The sequence below is a fragment of the Pedococcus bigeumensis genome, assembly GCF_006438965.1.
Classification (GTDB): Bacteria; Actinomycetota; Actinomycetes; order Actinomycetales; family Dermatophilaceae; genus Pedococcus; species Pedococcus bigeumensis_A.
Genome location: NZ_RCZM01000004.1, coordinates 95,512 through 110,477 on the forward strand (window position 1 = coordinate 95,512; position 14,966 = coordinate 110,477).

The window sequence follows — 14,966 nt, forward strand, 5'->3', positions numbered from 1 at the left end:
GATGCCTACCCGCCCTCACGGCATACCCGTGCACGCCTCCGCCGACGACATCCTCGACGCCCTCGACCCCGAGCAGCGTGAGGTCGCCGCGCACCCCCTCGGACCCATGGTGGTCCTGGCTGGTGCCGGCACCGGCAAGACGCGGGCGATCACCCACCGGATCGCCTACGGCGTGCACTCCGGCGCCTACCAGGGCCAGCGCGTGCTGGCGGTCACCTTCACGGCGCGGGCGGCCGGCGAGATGCGCACCCGGCTGCGCACGCTCGGGGTGGGTGGGGTGCAGGCGCGCACCTTCCACGCTGCGGCCCTGCGGCAGCTGCACTACTTCTGGCCACAGGCGATCGGCGGCGCGGCCCCCGAGGTGATGAGCCAGAAGGCTGCCGCCGTCGCCCAGGCGGCAGCCTCGCTGCGGCTCGACCTCGCGCGCGACCGCACGGCGATCCGCGACCTGGCCGCCGAGGTGGAGTGGGCCAAGGTCTCGATGCTCACCCCGGAAACGTATGCCGCGGGGGCCCGTGCCGCTCGTCGCGAACCTCCCGGTCTGGATGCGACGGCGATGGCGCGGGTGCTCGAGGCCTACGAGCAGGTCAAGACCCAGCGCGGGGTGATCGACTTCGAGGACGTGCTGCTGCTGACCGTCGGGATCCTCGCCGAGCGCGACGACATCGCCCGGGCGGTGCGCTCGCAGTACCGCCACTTCGTCGTCGACGAGTACCAGGACGTCAACGCCCTGCAGCAGCGGCTGCTCGACCTGTGGGTGGGACAGCGCGACGACCTGTGCGTCGTGGGTGACCCGGCCCAGACCATCTACTCGTTCACCGGGGCGAGCCCCGCACACCTGCTGGAGTTCCAGACGCGGCACCCCAAGGCCCAGGTGGTCCGGCTGGTGCGCAACTACCGCTCGACCCCGCAGATCGTGGGCCTGGCCAACCTCGTCGTGCGTGGGCCGTCGGGCTCGATGCGCAGCAACGCGGTGCAGCTGCAGGCCCAGGGTGCCGACGGACCGGTCCCCGCGCTGACCTCCCACCCGGACGACCCGGCCGAGGCCGCGGCGGTGGCCGCTGAGATCGCCGAGCGGGTGGCCGACGGGGTCTCGCCGGCGGAGATCGCCGTCCTCTTCCGCACCAACGGGCAGTCGGAGGCGTTCGAGTCGGCGCTGGCCGACCAGGACATCCCCTACCTCGTCCGCGGCGGAGAGCGGTTCTTCTCCCGACGGGAGGTCCGCGACGCGATCCTGCTGTTGCGTGGCGCGGCCCGCTCCGATGACGCGTCCAAGCCGCTGCCCGAGCTGGTCCGCGACGTTCTCCTCGGCGCCGGCTGGACCCGCGAGGCACCCGGCTCCGGTGGGGCCGGTCGCGAACGGTGGGAGTCGCTGAGCGCGTTGGCCGCCCTGTCCGACGACCTCGTGGTGGCGACCCCCGAGGCGCGGCTGCCGGACTTCATCCGCGAGCTCGACGAGCGTGCCTCGGCCCAGCACGCCCCGGCCGTGCAGGGCGTCACGCTGGCCTCGCTGCATGCCGCCAAGGGGCTGGAGTGGGACGTCGTGTTCCTCGCCGGCGTCTCGGACGGCTACCTGCCGATCATGATGGCCGAGACGCCCGAGGCGATCGAGGAGGAGCGGCGGCTCACCTACGTCGGCGTCACCCGGGCCAGGCGCGAGCTCCGGCTGTCGTGGTCGGGCGCACGGACACCGGGCGCCCGGAGCAGTCGGCGCCCGAGCCGGTTCCTCGACGGGGCGGCGAGCATCCTCGGCGAGGGTGCCCGGTCCCAACCCAAGGGCGCCGGCAAGGTCGGGTCTGGCAAGGGTCGCGGCGGCAAGCCGCTCAAGCCCGCCCTCCCCATGCACTGCCGCACCTGCGGCACCGAGCTCACGACGGCCGGGCAGCGCAAGACGGGTCGCTGTGACACCTGTCCGCCGACCTACTCCGAGGCGACGTTCGAGCGGCTGCGCGCCTGGCGACTGGCCGTCGCGCGCGAGGCCAGCCTGCCGGCCTACGTCGTCTTCACCGACGCGACACTGACCGCGATCGCCGAGCGCGAGCCCACCACCGAAGGTGAGCTGGCCCAGATCTCGGGCGTCGGCGCGCGCAAGCTCGGGCTCTACGGCGAGCAGGTGCTGGCGCTCATCGGTGGTTCCGACGTCGAGTCAGTCCTCGAAAGTCGTTCTGCTACAACGGAATCCGACGGTTAGGCAAACGTTCACCGATCCGTGACGGAAAATGTCATTAAATCCGTTGCCCCGTCCGCAGGGCGTCCCCTACTCTGGATCAACACACCAACCCAGGGTGTCGCGCGCGATGCGCTGGGGTCACACGAGCAGCCGAAGGAGGTAGGTCCCAATGGAGAACTTCACGATGACGATCGACGCGACTCACATGTCCCGCGTCCGTTCCGTGTGCCCCGAGGTCGGCCTCGTCCTCCTCGCAGGCAGCCGTGGATGGGTCCAGGGGACCACTGTGCCCGCGCCCATCGCCGTCCGTGTGATCACCGATGCCCCGGTTCCGACGTCCTACGTCGGCGGCTTCGGCGCCACCACCAAGGATCTTGCGTTCCGTCCCTTCGGAGAACCACCTGTCTAGGCCACCAGCCAGCAGGCCCTCTCCAAGGCCGCGGAACCCGATATCCGGGATCCGCGGCCTTTCTGTTTGTCCAGAGCGCCTCTGTTCGCAGCGGACTGGACGACAGCCCAGATTTCTTCCGCACCACCGCCAGCAGGAAGAAGCACCACCAGAGATGAAGTCCGACACCGAAGAGAACAGGCCGGCCCCCGACCGGGGACCCACCGGCCAGACGGAACCAGGAGAACCAGCCACCACCGTGGCCGGACGACGAGAGGGAGGTGACACCCGATGCACCTGAGCGCACTCCACGACCTGAACGAGCAGGCCGCGACCGTAGGCGCCGGCATCCCGTGTCGAGAGAACGACGCCGAGATGTGGTTCGCCGAGAGCCCGGCCGACGTCGAGTTCGCAAAGTCGCTGTGCCACACGTGCCCGGCCCTGGCCGCCTGCCTCGCAGGCGCGCTGGAGCGGTCGGAGCCGTGGGGCGTGTGGGGCGGTGAGCTCTTCGTCCAGGGGGCTGTCGTCGCACGCAAGCGGCCGCGTGGCCGGCCGCGGAAGAACCCGGTCGCCGCCTGATGTCGTCCGTGACGCACGTCGTGACCGCTGGCGGGGGCGCCGGAGAGGTGATCGCGGGGCCAGCCACAGGAGCTGGCCCCGCGGGACCGACCGTCGATCCCGCTCACCACACCGATTTCCACTTTTCACACACCAGGCGTTTCACCATGTTCCAGGCCTTGTACGCCGACCTGGCGCGCGCTCATCGAAAGCGCCGTCAACGGGAGTACCAGCGCCGGCTCGAGGTGCAGGCGCAGCACGAGATGCTGCTCGCCATGCCTCGCATGCTGGCCCGGTGACCCCCGTGCCCGAACCCGCCGGGACCTTCCGCTCTGGAGCTCGTCCCGGCGGGTTCTTCCATGTCCGGGACCGGTCCGGCCCGACGGCCGGATATCGTCCGGGGATGTCTCGTGACGCCGTGGTTGCAGCCCTGACCACCCCCGACCTGGCCGCCGTGGTCGATCTGGTGGTCTGGGCGGAGGATGGCGTCGCGCACGCCGCGAACCACCTGGGGACGGTGCGGCTGCACCTCGACGGCAGCCACGAGGTCGTGGCCGGTGTCGATCCCGTGGCGAGCGAGGACCCGATGGCGTTCCTGCCCTACGAGGCCGAGATCGCCGCAGCCGGTCCGCGGGTGTCCACCGACAACGCCTACCCGTATGCCGCGCAACGGATCCTTTCGCTCTTCGGCGATGCCGATCGCAGTCCCGACGTGGCCGTGGTGCACACCCCGCGGCACTACTTTCCCCACGAGGGTGGACACGGGGGCGAGCACGGGTCGCTCGACGTCATCCAGTCCCGCGCACCGCTGGTCATGTCCGGGGCCGGCGTGTCACCACTCGGCTTCGTCGACGACCACGCGCGGCTGGTCGATGTCGCCCCGACCCTGGCCGTGCTGTCAGGTGTGCCGGAGTCAGACCTGCTCGATGGCGATGGGGAGTTGCTCGACGGCCGGGCGCTCACGGCATACCTCGAACCACTGCCCGCAGGGCAGCGGCGCCGGGTGGTGGGGATCCTCTGGGACGGTGCGCACTGCGGTGACCTGCTTCACCTCGCGGAGACCGGCGAGCTGCCGGGTGTGGCCCGGCTGGTGTCGCGCGGGCTGGCGCTGAGGGGAGGTGCGGTGGCGGAGTTCCCGAGCGTGACGCTGACCAACCACACCTCGATCCTCACCGGTGTCGGGCCTGGGCGGCACGGGGTGCTGGGCAACGTGTACTACGACCGCGCGGCCAACGAGCAGGTCGTGCCCAACAATGCCGAGACGTGGCATCGCAGTGCGGAGTGGCTCCGCCCGGGTGTGCGGACCGTCTTCGAGATGGTGAATGACCATGTGTCACAGGGTGATTCGCCACGGACTGCCAGTGTCGATGAAGCGATCGACAGGGGCGCCGACTACGGGACGATGGCGTTGCTGCGGGCTGCCGGTGGGTTCGAGGCCGCGACGAACGGGATGGGGGACCTCCTGCCCGACCCCGCTGGGTCGCCGTTTGTACAGAGGCAGGAGCACCTCGAGGACCCGTACTTCCGGTGGGGCGTCCAGGTCGACGACATGGGGCTGCAGCAGATGTTCCAGCTCTGGGAGAACGCCGAGGATGCGCCGACGCTGACCTGGTGGGCGCACGTCGTCACCGACGCCGGGCACCACGGTGGTGGACCGAGGTCGGAGATGGCGCGGGACTCGCTGCGGCAGAGCGATGCGCGGCTGGTGGCCTTCCTCGACCACCTGGAGGGCCTGGGGGTGGTGGACGAGGTGACGTTCCTGCTGACGGCCGACCACGGCTTCGAGGGGGCCGACCCGAGCGTGACCGGCTCGTGGAAGCCCGCCCTCGAGGCGCTTGGGATTCCCTACCGCGACGAGGGCCCGGGCTTCATCTACCTCCTCTGAGCCGGTCGAAATCTGCGGCTAGGCTTGGTCGCATGGCTACGCAGATCCGAATCGCCCAGGACGAGGCTGCCGACGAGGTGCTGAGCAACGACCCGTTCGCGCTGCTGGTGGGGATGCTGCTGGACCAGCAGTACCCGATGGAGCATGCGTTCCGTGGGCCGTGGAAGATCCTCGACCGGTTCGGCACCCTGGCGCCGGACGCGATCGCCACGGCCGAGGCCGACGCGTTCGCCGACCTGTGTGCGACGCCGCCGGCGATCCACCGTTACGGCCGGTCGATGGCCGGCCGGGTGCAGCAGCTGGCCACGGTGGTGCGCGACCAGTACGACGGCCGGGCCGAGACGATCTGGACCGATGCGAAGGATGCCCGCGACCTGCTGGACCGGCTCAAGGCGCTTCCCGGGTTCGGTGACCAGAAGGCCCGCATCTTCGCGGCCCTGGTGGGCAAGCAGCTCGACGTGCGACCGGCGGGCTGGCAGGAGGCGATCGGCCCCTATGCCGAGGACGGTTCCTACCGCTCGGTGGCCGACGTCGTCGACCCCGTGTCACTGACCAAGGTGCGCGAGTTCAAGCAGGCCGCCAAGGCCGCCGCGAAGGCCAAGGCCGCCACCGTCACGAAGAAGTAGCGATGGGCGAGTCGGAGCAGCCACCGGTCTGTGCCACCTGCGGCACGACAGCGCCCGACGTCGCCCAGGCCGCGATCACCTGGACGCGAGGCATCGAGAACGGCCGCGACACCTGGACCTGCGACCGCTGCAGCCGCGAACACCTGCGCAGCATCGAGGGCAAGCTCGACTCCACCTGGTGGTGAAGCACACCCGACTTGTTGCCGCCTGGTGGTCACCAGGCGCCTAAACCGGTGGTCGGTGACGATCTGTGCGCAACAAGTCGTTCGGGCCCCCGACTTGTTGCCGCCTGGTGGTCACCAGGCGCCTAAATCGGTGGTCGGTGACGATCTGTGCGCAACAAGTCGTTCGGGCCCCCGACTTGTTGCCGCTTGGTGGTCACCAGGCGCCTAAATCGGTGGTCGGTGACGATCTGTGCGCAACAAGTCGTTTGGGGAGGCCGTGCGTCAGGCGACCGGCGGGGGGAGGTGCCGCAGCTGCATACCGGGCATGTGGTCGACCACGATCTGGCGGGCCGGCACGGTCCCGCCGAGCTGGCACAGCACCCCGATCCCGCCCAGCCACACCCGGTGGATCAGCAGGTAGGACGGCGGCAGGTTGAGCTTCATCCCCACGAGGAACTCGGGCCGTCGGATGTCGTTGACGTGCGCAGCGACCCCACGCAGCCACGGCCGGCTGAAGGTGAACTCCGCGTGCGTCAGGGGCTCGATGAACGGCTCGAGGTAGACGAGCAACGCCTCGGCGTCCAGTGACATCGACGGCTTGATGAAGCCCTCGGACCGCAGCCCCTTCTCCAGCTCGGGCGCCTCGGACCGCAGGGCCGCGCCCACCAGCGAACCCATCGCCGGTGGCAGACCCTGCGGCAGCCGGTTGACCGCGCCGTAGTCGATGACCCCGAGCCGCCCGTCGTCCAGCAGCCGGAAGTTCCCCGGGTGCGGGTCGGCGTGCAGCAGCCCCGCACGAGCCGGACCGACGAGCAGGAACTGCATGTATCGCTCGGAGGCCGCGTTGCGCTGTTCGGGTGTCCCCGACGCCACGATCTGGGACAGCGGCGTGCCGTCCATCCACTCCGACACGATCACGTGCTCGCTGTTGACCAGCACGTCCGGCACGGCGAAGTGTGGGTCACCGCGGAACGCCTTGGCGAAGGTCCGCTGGTTGGCCGCCTCGAGGTTGTAGTCGAGCTCCTCGCTCATCCGCGACTTGAGCTCGTCGGTGATCGGCTTGATGTCCATGCCAGGGATCCAGCCGCCGGCCAGACGAGCGACGCGCGCGAGCTGGTTGAGGTCGGACAGCAGGGCCTTGCCGGCACCGGGGTACTGGATCTTGACTGCGACCTCGCGTCCGTCGCGCCACACGGCCTTGTGCACCTGCCCGATCGAGGCGGCAGCGGCGGGCGTGTCGTTGAACGACTGGAACTTGGCCGTCCGCCAGCGCGGCCCGAGCTCTTCGGCCAGCACCTTGTGCACCGTGGCCGCGGGGAGCGGAGGTGCGGCCTCCTGCAGCTTGGTCAGCGTCGCACGGTAGGGCCCGGCCATCTCCTCGGGCAGTGCGGCCTCCATGACCGACATGGCCTGGCCGAACTTCATCGCCCCGCCCTTGAGCTCGCCGAGCACCTTGAACAGCTGCTCTGCGGTGCGCGCCTGCAGCTCGGCAGCCACGGCCTCGGCCGGCTTGCCGCCGACCCGCTTGCCGAACCCCATGGCGGTGCGCCCGGCGAAGCCGAGGGGTAGGCTGGCCAGTCGGGCCGTGCGGGAGACAGCACGGCGGGGGAGCTCGTTCACCCGGCCATTCTCGCCTGTGCGCGGGTGGGCACGTCGGCGGGTTGCCCAGACGTGTCGGATCCGGCCCCGCACCCGCACCGCGGATGGACCTCCCACTGCCGCTGTCGCACCCGCGGCCAGGGCAGTGAGACCTCCAGCGAACGCCCCACCGGAAGCACCTGACCATCGAGCACCGCGAGCGCCACCATCGCGGTCATCGACGTCGCCAGCCCCACGAGGGTGGTCTCGCCGCTGACGTCAGGTCCAGCCCCCACCCTGGCCGGCACCAGCTGTCCGAGCAGCGCCGGCCAGCCGGGATCGAGGTCCGCACGAGCAAGGTCCAGGCACCGCAGGCACGGTCCGTGCGGCAGGACAACCGGGCCAACCACCGCTTCCAGTCCGTGCAGCACCACCGGCAGGACCGGTATGCCGCGGGCTCGCCACGGGCTCGCGGCTGCCGCATCGAGGGCGTAGCTGCCGACCAGGACGACGAGCGCCGGCGTCGAGGCGGACGGCCCGCCCGCTTCCGTACGGCCCTGCTCCCAGTCGTCGGCCACCTCGACACCCTGGCTCACGGTGCCCACCCCAGCGTGGCGCAGCTGCGCGGCCAGGCCGGCCGGCAGCTCCCCACGCCCGACGACGAACAGGTGAGCAGCGCGCCGGCGGACCAGCGCGGCATACCCCTGTCGTGGTGGTGAGGCAGTGCGCAGCAACGCCTGGGCATCGTGCGCCAGCAGGGCCCGCACCTGGGGCGGGAGGGTGACGGGGTCGCCGGTATCGACGACGAGCCCGTGGCCTAGCAGAAGGTCCAGCAGGTCCTGCCCGGCCGGGGAGCGCAGCACGGCGGGCACCTCGCGAGTCCCGTCCAGCGACTCGAGCGCGGCCACCTCGTGCACGTCGAGGCCCTCGAGGACGACTGCGTGGTCCGGGTCGGTGCCGAACTGCACGCAACCCCCGCCGCGTCGAAGCACGGGCCACAGGGTCTTGAGGAGGGGGCGACCGGTCACCCGGCCCAATCTCGCACAGCCCCCGAGGGCGGCCGGCGGTCATCCACAGGGGCCGCCGCGGAGTGGTACGCCGCGAGGGGCGGACCCGACCGAAGTCGGACCCGCCCCTCGCGATGGAAGGCCTGGTTGAAGCTTGGTGTCAGGCCTTGCCGAGAATGCGGTTGAGGTTGGTGCCACACACGGGGCACACACCCTTGGCCATGCGGCGACCGTTCGTCTCCACGACACGGCCCTCGGCCTCGCGCTTCTCCTTACACTTCACGCAGTAGAAATCGCCCTTGTAGGTCTCTTCAGCCATCGCCATGTCTCCTTTGTTCACGGCACACGGTGCGCCGTCGGACTTCGGCCAAACTTAGACCATGCTGAGCACAAAATCGCGCAAGGGGGGCCTGTGCGTCGTGCTCACCGTCCCCCTCTAGTCTTCGCCCCATGAGCACGCAGCCGTGGTGGGAGACCGAGTTCGAGGACCTGCGGGCCGAGCTGCGGGAGGCCTCGGGCCGCCGAATTGCGGTGGTGTGGCTCGACCTTCCCGACCGTCGCAACTCGATGAGCACGGCCATGACGGCGTCCTGGGTGAGGCTGATGGGGCTACTGCGCACGGATGCGGCGCTCGCGGCCGTGGTGGTGACCGGCGCGGCACCGGCGTTCAGCGCGGGCGGCGACCTGTCCTGGATCGTCAAGGACCCCGATGCCTCGGTCAGCGACCTGCGGAGCCGGATGCTCACCTTCTACCGCTCCTGGCTCGCGATCCGCGACCTCGAGGTGCCCACGATCGCTGCGCTGAACGGCGCTGCGATCGGCGCCGGGTTCGCTGTGGCGCTGGCCTGCGACATCCGGTATGCCGCCGCTGACGCCAAGCTCGGCGTGCCGTTCACCTCCCTGGGGTTGCACCCCGGGATGGCCACGACCTGGTCGCTGCCCAACATCGCCGGTCACGCGGTGGCACGCGACCTGCTCCTGACGGGTCGCATCGTCACCGGCGCCGAAGCGGTGGGGCTCGGCCTCGTGTCCCAGTCGCTGCCGACCGACGAGGTGCTGCCCGCCGCGATCGCGGCGGCCGAGCGGATCGCAGCCACTGCGCCGGTCGCCACCCGGCTGACCCTGCAGGCCCTGCGAGACGGCGGCCACGCGAGCTTCGACGACGCCTTGCAGTGGGAGGCCCTGGCGCAGGCCGTCACGCTGGCCACCGAGGACCTGCACGAGGGCATCGCGGCAGCAGCAACCAAGCGGCCGCCGACCTTCCACGGCCGATAGGCACTTCTGGCCAGGCAAGGCGCATCGCGGGGCTGCTTTGGGCGTCACATGAGCCACCCGTGGCCAGAAGTCGCGGCGGGGTGTCCCTTCTGACCCGGCATACCGCGCCCTAGGGTCAAGGACATGGACTTCTCCCTCTCACCGCGTGCCACCGACCTGCGCGACCGCGTCCGGGCGTTCGTCGACACCGAGGTCGAACCCGTCGAGGCCGACCTCCACGCCGAGATCCTCGCCCGTCGCGAGAGCGGCGGCGACCCGTGGACGCCGTCGCCGGTGGTCAAGGACCTGCAGGCCAAGGCCCGCGCCCAGGGGCTGTGGAACCTGTTCCTGCCCAAGGAGCACGCCGGCAGGTATGCCGCGGACTTCGGGACCGACGGCGGCGAGGGGCTGTCCAACGTCGACTACGCACCCGTGGCCGAGGTGATGGGCCGCTCGGCCCTCGCCCCGCTCGTGTTCAACAGCAACGCGCCCGACACCGGCAACATGGAGGTGCTGCTGCGCTACGGCTCCCCGGAGCAGCAGCGCGAGTGGTTGGAGCCGATGCTCGACGCGCGGATCCGCAGCGCGTTCTGCATGACCGAGCCGGAGGTCGCCTCCTCGGACGCGACCAACATGGCTGCCACCGCCGTCATCGAGGGTGACGAGGTAGTCGTCAACGGGCGCAAGTGGTTCTCCACGGGGATCGGCAACCCCGAGTGCAAGATCATCGTCTTTATGGGGCTGTCCGACCCCGACGCGGATCGACACTCGCGGCACACCATGGTGCTGGTCCCGCGCGACGCCCCCGGTGTCACCGTCGAGCGGATGCTCTCGACGATGGGCTACTACGACGAGCCCCTCGGCCACGGTGAGGTCTCCTTCACCGACGTCCGGGTCCCGGTAACCAACATCCTGCTCGGGCCCGGCCGCGCCTACGAGATCGCCCAGGGCCGCCTCGGACCGGGCCGGGTCCACCACTGCATGCGGGCCATCGGCCTGGCCGAGCGCTCGCTCCAGCTGGCCTGCGAGCGGGCCCTTTCGCGCACCGCCTTCGGCAAGCCGATCGCCAAGCTCGGGGGCAACCTCGAACGCATCGCCGACGCCCGCATCGCCATCAACCGCTCACGCCTGCTCGTGATGCACGCCGCCTGGCTGCTCGACCAGGGCCTGTCCCGCGAGGCACTGTCGGCGGTGAGCGAGATCAAGGTCGAGGTCCCCAACATGGCGCTCGACGTCATCGACCTGGCCATCCAGCTGCACGGCGGCGGCGGCATGACCCACGACTTCCCGCTCGCCGCTGCGTGGGTGGGTGCGCGCTCGCTGCGCCTCGCCGACGGGCCTGACGAGGTGCACCGCAGCGTGGTCGGCCGGATCGAGCTGGGCAAGCACCAGTGAGCGTCGTGACCGGCGCCAAGCCGGTGCGTGCGGAGGACGCCTTCGATGTCGAGGCCGCAGTCGCGTGGCTGCGCAGCAACACGGACCCGAGGTATGCCGTGGGGCTGGCCGGGGTGCCGGAGGTTCTCCAGTTCTCGGGAGGCGCATCCAACCTGACCTACCTCCTGCGGTTCGCCGACCTCGACCTCGTGCTGCGCCGAGGACCGAGCGGCACCAAGGCCAAGGGTGCCCACGACATGGGGCGGGAGCACCGCATCCAGGCCGCGCTGGCGCCCGTTTTCCCGTACGTCGCAACGATGGTCGCGTTCTGCGACGACCCGGCCGTGCTGGGTGGGGACTTCTACGTCATGGAGCGACTCGTCGGCACGGTGCCCCGACGCGAGATGCCGGTGGAGCTGTCGCCGAGCCAGGCAAGCAGCCTGTGCGAGACCATGCTCGACGTCCTCGTCGAGCTGCACACCGTCGACCCGGGGGCCTGCGGACTGGACACGTTGGGCAAGGGCGAGGGCTACGTCCGCCGACAGGTCGAGGGCTGGTCGGCCCGCTACCGCCGGGCGCACACGAGCGGCCAGCCAGACCTCGAGCACGCGATGTCCTGGCTCGACGAGCACCAGCCGGCCGACGTGCGCAGCGGGGTGATCCACAACGACTACAAGCTCGACAACCTCGTGCTCGCCGAGGACGACCCGACCCGCATCGTCGGGATCTTCGACTGGGAGATGGCCACCATCGGAGACCCGTTGATGGACCTCGGCGCGGCGCTGGCCTACTGGATCCAGGCCGACGACGACGAGGACTTCCAGGCCTTCCGTCGGGTGCCCACCCACCTGCCCGGGATGCTGACCCGGGACCAGATGATCGAGGGCTACTGCCAGCGGATGGGGGCCGACCTCACCCCGCGACAGACGCTCTTCTACCAGGCCTACGGGGTGTTCCGGCTCGCGGTCATCGCCCAGCAGATCTACTACCGCTACGCCAACGGCCAGACCACCAACGAGGCGTATGCCGTGTTCGGGCCGGCCGTCCAGATCCTCGACCGACGGCTGCGCAAGCTGCTCGCCTAGAGCTGCCCTCGAGGGCGCGGCGCACCGGGCGACGATGCAGATCACGGGAGTTGTCGGGGTGCTCGCCTATCGTGGTGAGTATGGGGAGTACCGACGTCGAGGTCCGGCGCAGCCGCAAGCGCCGCCGCACCGTCAGCGCCTACCGCGAGGACGGCCGCACGATCGTGCTCATCCCTGCCCGGTTCTCCAAGGCCGAGGAGCAGCAGTGGGTCGCCACGATGCTCGACAAGCTCGCCAAGGGTGACAAGCGCCGCCGCCCCAGCGACGCTCAGCTGCGCACCCGCTCCGCCGAGCTCTCGCAGCGCTACCTCGGCGGCCAGGCGCGTCCGACCAGCATCCGGTGGGTGACCAACCAGAACTCCCGCTGGGGTTCCTGCACCCCGGCCGACGGCACGATCCGGATCTCCACGCGGGTCAAGGGCATGCCGGGGTTCGTCCTCGACTACGTGATCCTGCACGAGCTGGCCCACCTGCTGTCGCCCGGCCACGGGTCGGACTTCTGGGCGCTGCTCGAGGGCTACCCGAGGCTGGAACGCGCCCGCGGCTACCTCGAGGGCGTCGCCGCGACTGCAGGACTCGACCTGTCGGACGGTGAGACCGACAGCGGCGAGCTCGGTCAGGCCGCGCTGGACTTCGGTCCCAGCGACTGACCAAGAGCTAGGCGCCCAGCACCCGTCGCGCGGCGTCGGCCAGCGGACCGATCTCGTCGGCGCTGGCGTGCGGCAACCCGTCCACCGGCCACCAGGCGACGTCGAGCGACTCCTCGCTCACGGCATACGCCTGCTCGTCATGGGCGACGCCGGCGTAGCGCAGGTCGAGGTGCTCGCTGCAGCGCCCGAACCCTGCCGCCAGCAACGCGTGCCGGTCGAGGTGGACCAGCTCCGGATGCAGCTCCAGCTCCGCGATCCCGGACTCCTCACGCGCCTCCCGGGTCGCCGCCGCCAGCACGGATGCGTCGCCGGGCTCGAAGTGGCCCCCGAACTGCAGCCACATCCCGGCCTTCGCATGCAGGGTGAGCAGCACCTTGTCGAGCGAGCTGTTGAACACCAGGGCGCTCGCCGTGAGGTGCGCCGGCGGCCCTTGCTTCCACATCGCGTCCGGGTGCTGGGCGCAGTGCGCCAGCAGCTCACCGCGCAGTCGCTCCTGTTGGGCGTCGGGGGCGTGCCACGCCTGCAGGACGCGCTCGGCGTCAGACCGGAGCGCGAGGTATGCCGCGGGCACGTCCGTCGACGACGCCGTCACCGTCCGCCCTCGTCGGACGAACCACGCCCACCGTCTGACTCACCCTCGGTGAGGAGCTGGTCGAGGGCGGCGTCGAGGTCGGCGCTGTCGGACCGGCCGATCCGCTCGACGTAGCCCAGCGGGTCGTCGAGGTCGGCACCCGTCGGCGCGACGTCGGGATGGCCCCAAGCGCCGTCGCGTCCCTCGGCACCGTGCTTGGCTTCCAGGGCAGCCCACAGGTTTGCGGCGTCCCGCAGCCGGCGCGGGCGCAGCTCCAGTCCGACGAGTCCGGCGAACGCCTTCTCGGCGGGGCCACCGGTGGCTCGGCGGCGGCGGACCGCCTCGCCGAGGGCAGCCGACTGCGGCAGGTGCTCGCGGGTGGCGCGGTCGGCCACCACGTCGACCCAGCCCTCGACGAGGGCGAGGTAGGTCTCGAGCCGGTCCAGCGCTGCGCGTTGTGCCGGACTGGGGTCCGGGCGGAACAGCTGGTCCTGGAGGGCCGACTGCAGGGCGTTCGCGTCGCTGGTGTCGACCGACTGCAGGGCCGTCTCGATCCGGTCGGTGTCGATGCTGATGTCGCGGGCGTAGTCGCGCACTGCCGCGACCAGCTGGGGACCGATCCACGGCACCTCGGAGAACAGCCGCACCCGGGCTGCCTCGCGGACGGCGAGGTAGATCCGGACCTGGTCGAGGTCGACACCCAGCCCTTCGGCGAACGCCTCGACGTTGGCGGGGAGCAGGGCAACGGACCGGTCGGGCACCAAGGGCAGCCCGACCTCAGTGCCGCTGACAGTCTCCGTCGCGAGCGTGCCCACGGCCTGACCGACCTGCAGCCCGAACATCGCGCCGCTCATCTTTGCCAGCACCGGTTCCATCTGCCCGAGCATCGCCGCTGGATCCATCCCGGCGGGGAGGATGCCCTCTGGCAGGCCGCCCTCGCCGAGCTCTTGGAGCTGGGCGCGCATGGCGTCCCCGACGGCACGCCCCACGCCCTCGGCGACGGGCTCGACGAGGGTGCGCCACATGGGCATCGTCGCCTCGACCCACTCGGCCCGGCTCCACGCGTGCGTCGTGATGCCCGGCGCCTCGAAGGCAGTCACTTCGTCGAGCCAGAGCTCGGCGACCTGGACCGCTTGGTCGAGCTGACGCCGGGCTGGTTCGCTGACGATCGCATCGCCCGCCTCGGACACCGTCTTGCGGGCCGTGTCGGTCGCCAGCGAGACGTTGAACGTGTCGGTGTCGGTGCTGGCGAACATCGACTGCATCTGGCCGACCATCATCTGGAGCATGGCCGGGTCGACCTGGTCGATGCCCATGTCCTTGAGCGCCTTGGCCATGTCAGGGTCGACCATGCCGCCGGTCAGCCGGGCCAGCACCGCCTCGATCTCGGGGGACAGCCCGTACTCGTCCGACAGCCCGTCGGCCGAGTCGTCTGCGCCGTCCGCGCGGTCGTTCGGAAGGTCGTCAGGGAACGCCCCCTCGAGGGAGTCCGGGACAAGGTCCCCGAGGGAGTCGTCTCTGGCGTCGAAGGAGGAGTCGGCGGACTCGGCGGTGGAGTCGTCCGACTCGTCGCGCGGGTCGTCGGGGTCACGGGGAAGGTCGGGCACAACTGCTCCTCAGCGGTCCTGAGAGGATGGTCTTTCACTAGACAACCAC

The 14,966-nt window shown here is 70.7% G+C and carries 16 protein-coding genes; 11 read left to right on the forward strand and 5 right to left on the reverse strand.

Features of this window, described 5'->3' with window-relative positions; genetic code table 11:
- Window position 1: 1 nt before the first annotated feature.
- From EAH86_RS12015 to EAH86_RS12040, 7 genes are all read left to right on the forward strand, one after another.
- Window positions 2-2,191 carry an ATP-dependent DNA helicase UvrD2 gene (locus EAH86_RS12015; protein WP_140741025.1) on the forward strand — a complete coding sequence of 730 codons (2,190 nt, stop codon included), beginning with the start codon at window positions 2-4 and terminating at the stop codon, window positions 2,189-2,191.
- Between the two features lie 148 nt (window positions 2,192-2,339).
- Window positions 2,340-2,579 carry a hypothetical protein gene (locus tag EAH86_RS12020; RefSeq protein ID WP_140741026.1) on the forward strand — a complete coding sequence of 80 codons (240 nt, stop codon included), beginning with the start codon at window positions 2,340-2,342 and terminating at the stop codon, window positions 2,577-2,579.
- 270 nt (window positions 2,580-2,849) lie between these two features.
- Window positions 2,850-3,137: a WhiB family transcriptional regulator gene (locus EAH86_RS12025; protein WP_140741027.1), complete on the forward strand. Its 288-nt coding sequence runs from the start codon at window positions 2,850-2,852 to the stop codon at window positions 3,135-3,137.
- Between the two features lie 146 nt (window positions 3,138-3,283).
- Complete coding sequence (locus EAH86_RS20930) at window positions 3,284-3,415, forward strand: hypothetical protein (RefSeq protein WP_277752333.1); 132 nt, start codon at window positions 3,284-3,286, stop codon at window positions 3,413-3,415.
- Window positions 3,416-3,519: 104 nt separating this feature from the next.
- The gene (locus EAH86_RS12030) at window positions 3,520-5,001 is read left to right on the forward strand and encodes an alkaline phosphatase family protein (protein ID WP_140741028.1); all 1,482 of its coding nucleotides are present in this window, start codon (window positions 3,520-3,522) and stop codon (window positions 4,999-5,001) included.
- 32 nt (window positions 5,002-5,033) lie between these two features.
- Window positions 5,034-5,627 (forward strand): HhH-GPD-type base excision DNA repair protein, encoded by a 594-nt coding sequence (locus EAH86_RS12035; RefSeq protein WP_140741029.1) that lies wholly within the window; start codon window positions 5,034-5,036, stop codon window positions 5,625-5,627.
- Window positions 5,628-5,629: 2 nt separating this feature from the next.
- A complete protein-coding gene (locus EAH86_RS12040) occupies window positions 5,630-5,812 on the forward strand; it encodes a hypothetical protein (protein WP_140741030.1) in 183 nt (60 codons plus the stop codon).
- A 261-nt stretch (window positions 5,813-6,073) separates the two neighbouring features.
- Here the strand turns inward: EAH86_RS12040 and EAH86_RS12045 are convergent, their stop codons facing one another.
- From EAH86_RS12045 to EAH86_RS20455, 3 genes are all read right to left on the reverse strand, one after another.
- On the reverse strand, window positions 6,074-7,411 hold the full coding sequence (locus tag EAH86_RS12045; RefSeq protein ID WP_140741031.1) for an ABC1 kinase family protein: 1,338 nt from the start codon (window positions 7,409-7,411) through the stop codon (window positions 6,074-6,076).
- A complete protein-coding gene (locus EAH86_RS12050) occupies window positions 7,408-8,397 on the reverse strand; it encodes a hypothetical protein (RefSeq protein ID WP_140741032.1) in 990 nt (329 codons plus the stop codon). Before EAH86_RS12050 ends, EAH86_RS12045 begins: the two co-directional genes overlap by 4 nt.
- Window positions 8,398-8,536: 139 nt before the next feature.
- Window positions 8,537-8,695: a DUF5679 domain-containing protein gene (locus EAH86_RS20455; protein WP_140741035.1), complete on the reverse strand. Its 159-nt coding sequence runs from the start codon at window positions 8,693-8,695 to the stop codon at window positions 8,537-8,539.
- 131 nt (window positions 8,696-8,826) lie between these two features.
- Between EAH86_RS20455 and EAH86_RS12060 the strand changes: the two genes are divergently transcribed.
- The 4 genes from EAH86_RS12060 (at window position 8,827) to EAH86_RS12075 (ending at window position 12,739) form a co-directional block, all read left to right on the forward strand.
- Window positions 8,827-9,651 (forward strand): enoyl-CoA hydratase/isomerase family protein, encoded by an 825-nt coding sequence (locus tag EAH86_RS12060; RefSeq protein ID WP_140741037.1) that lies wholly within the window; start codon window positions 8,827-8,829, stop codon window positions 9,649-9,651.
- Window positions 9,652-9,774: 123 nt separating this feature from the next.
- Window positions 9,775-11,025: an acyl-CoA dehydrogenase family protein gene (locus EAH86_RS12065; protein ID WP_140741039.1), complete on the forward strand. Its 1,251-nt coding sequence runs from the start codon at window positions 9,775-9,777 to the stop codon at window positions 11,023-11,025.
- On the forward strand, window positions 11,022-12,089 hold the full coding sequence (locus EAH86_RS12070; protein WP_140741041.1) for a phosphotransferase family protein: 1,068 nt from the start codon (window positions 11,022-11,024) through the stop codon (window positions 12,087-12,089). The genes EAH86_RS12065 and EAH86_RS12070 overlap by 4 nt, the downstream gene beginning before the upstream one ends.
- 80 nt (window positions 12,090-12,169) lie before the next feature.
- Window positions 12,170-12,739 (forward strand): M48 family metallopeptidase, encoded by a 570-nt coding sequence (locus EAH86_RS12075; RefSeq protein ID WP_140741043.1) that lies wholly within the window; start codon window positions 12,170-12,172, stop codon window positions 12,737-12,739.
- Between the two features lie 7 nt (window positions 12,740-12,746).
- Here EAH86_RS12075 and EAH86_RS12080 read toward each other — a convergent pair whose 3' ends face one another.
- Window positions 12,747-13,331: an NUDIX hydrolase gene (locus EAH86_RS12080; protein ID WP_241668342.1), complete on the reverse strand. Its 585-nt coding sequence runs from the start codon at window positions 13,329-13,331 to the stop codon at window positions 12,747-12,749.
- Window positions 13,328-14,917, reverse strand: coding sequence for a zinc-dependent metalloprotease (locus EAH86_RS12085; RefSeq protein ID WP_241668343.1), 1,590 nt, complete (start codon window positions 14,915-14,917; stop codon window positions 13,328-13,330). The genes EAH86_RS12080 and EAH86_RS12085 overlap by 4 nt, the downstream gene beginning before the upstream one ends.
- Between the last annotated feature and the right edge of the window lie 49 nt (window positions 14,918-14,966).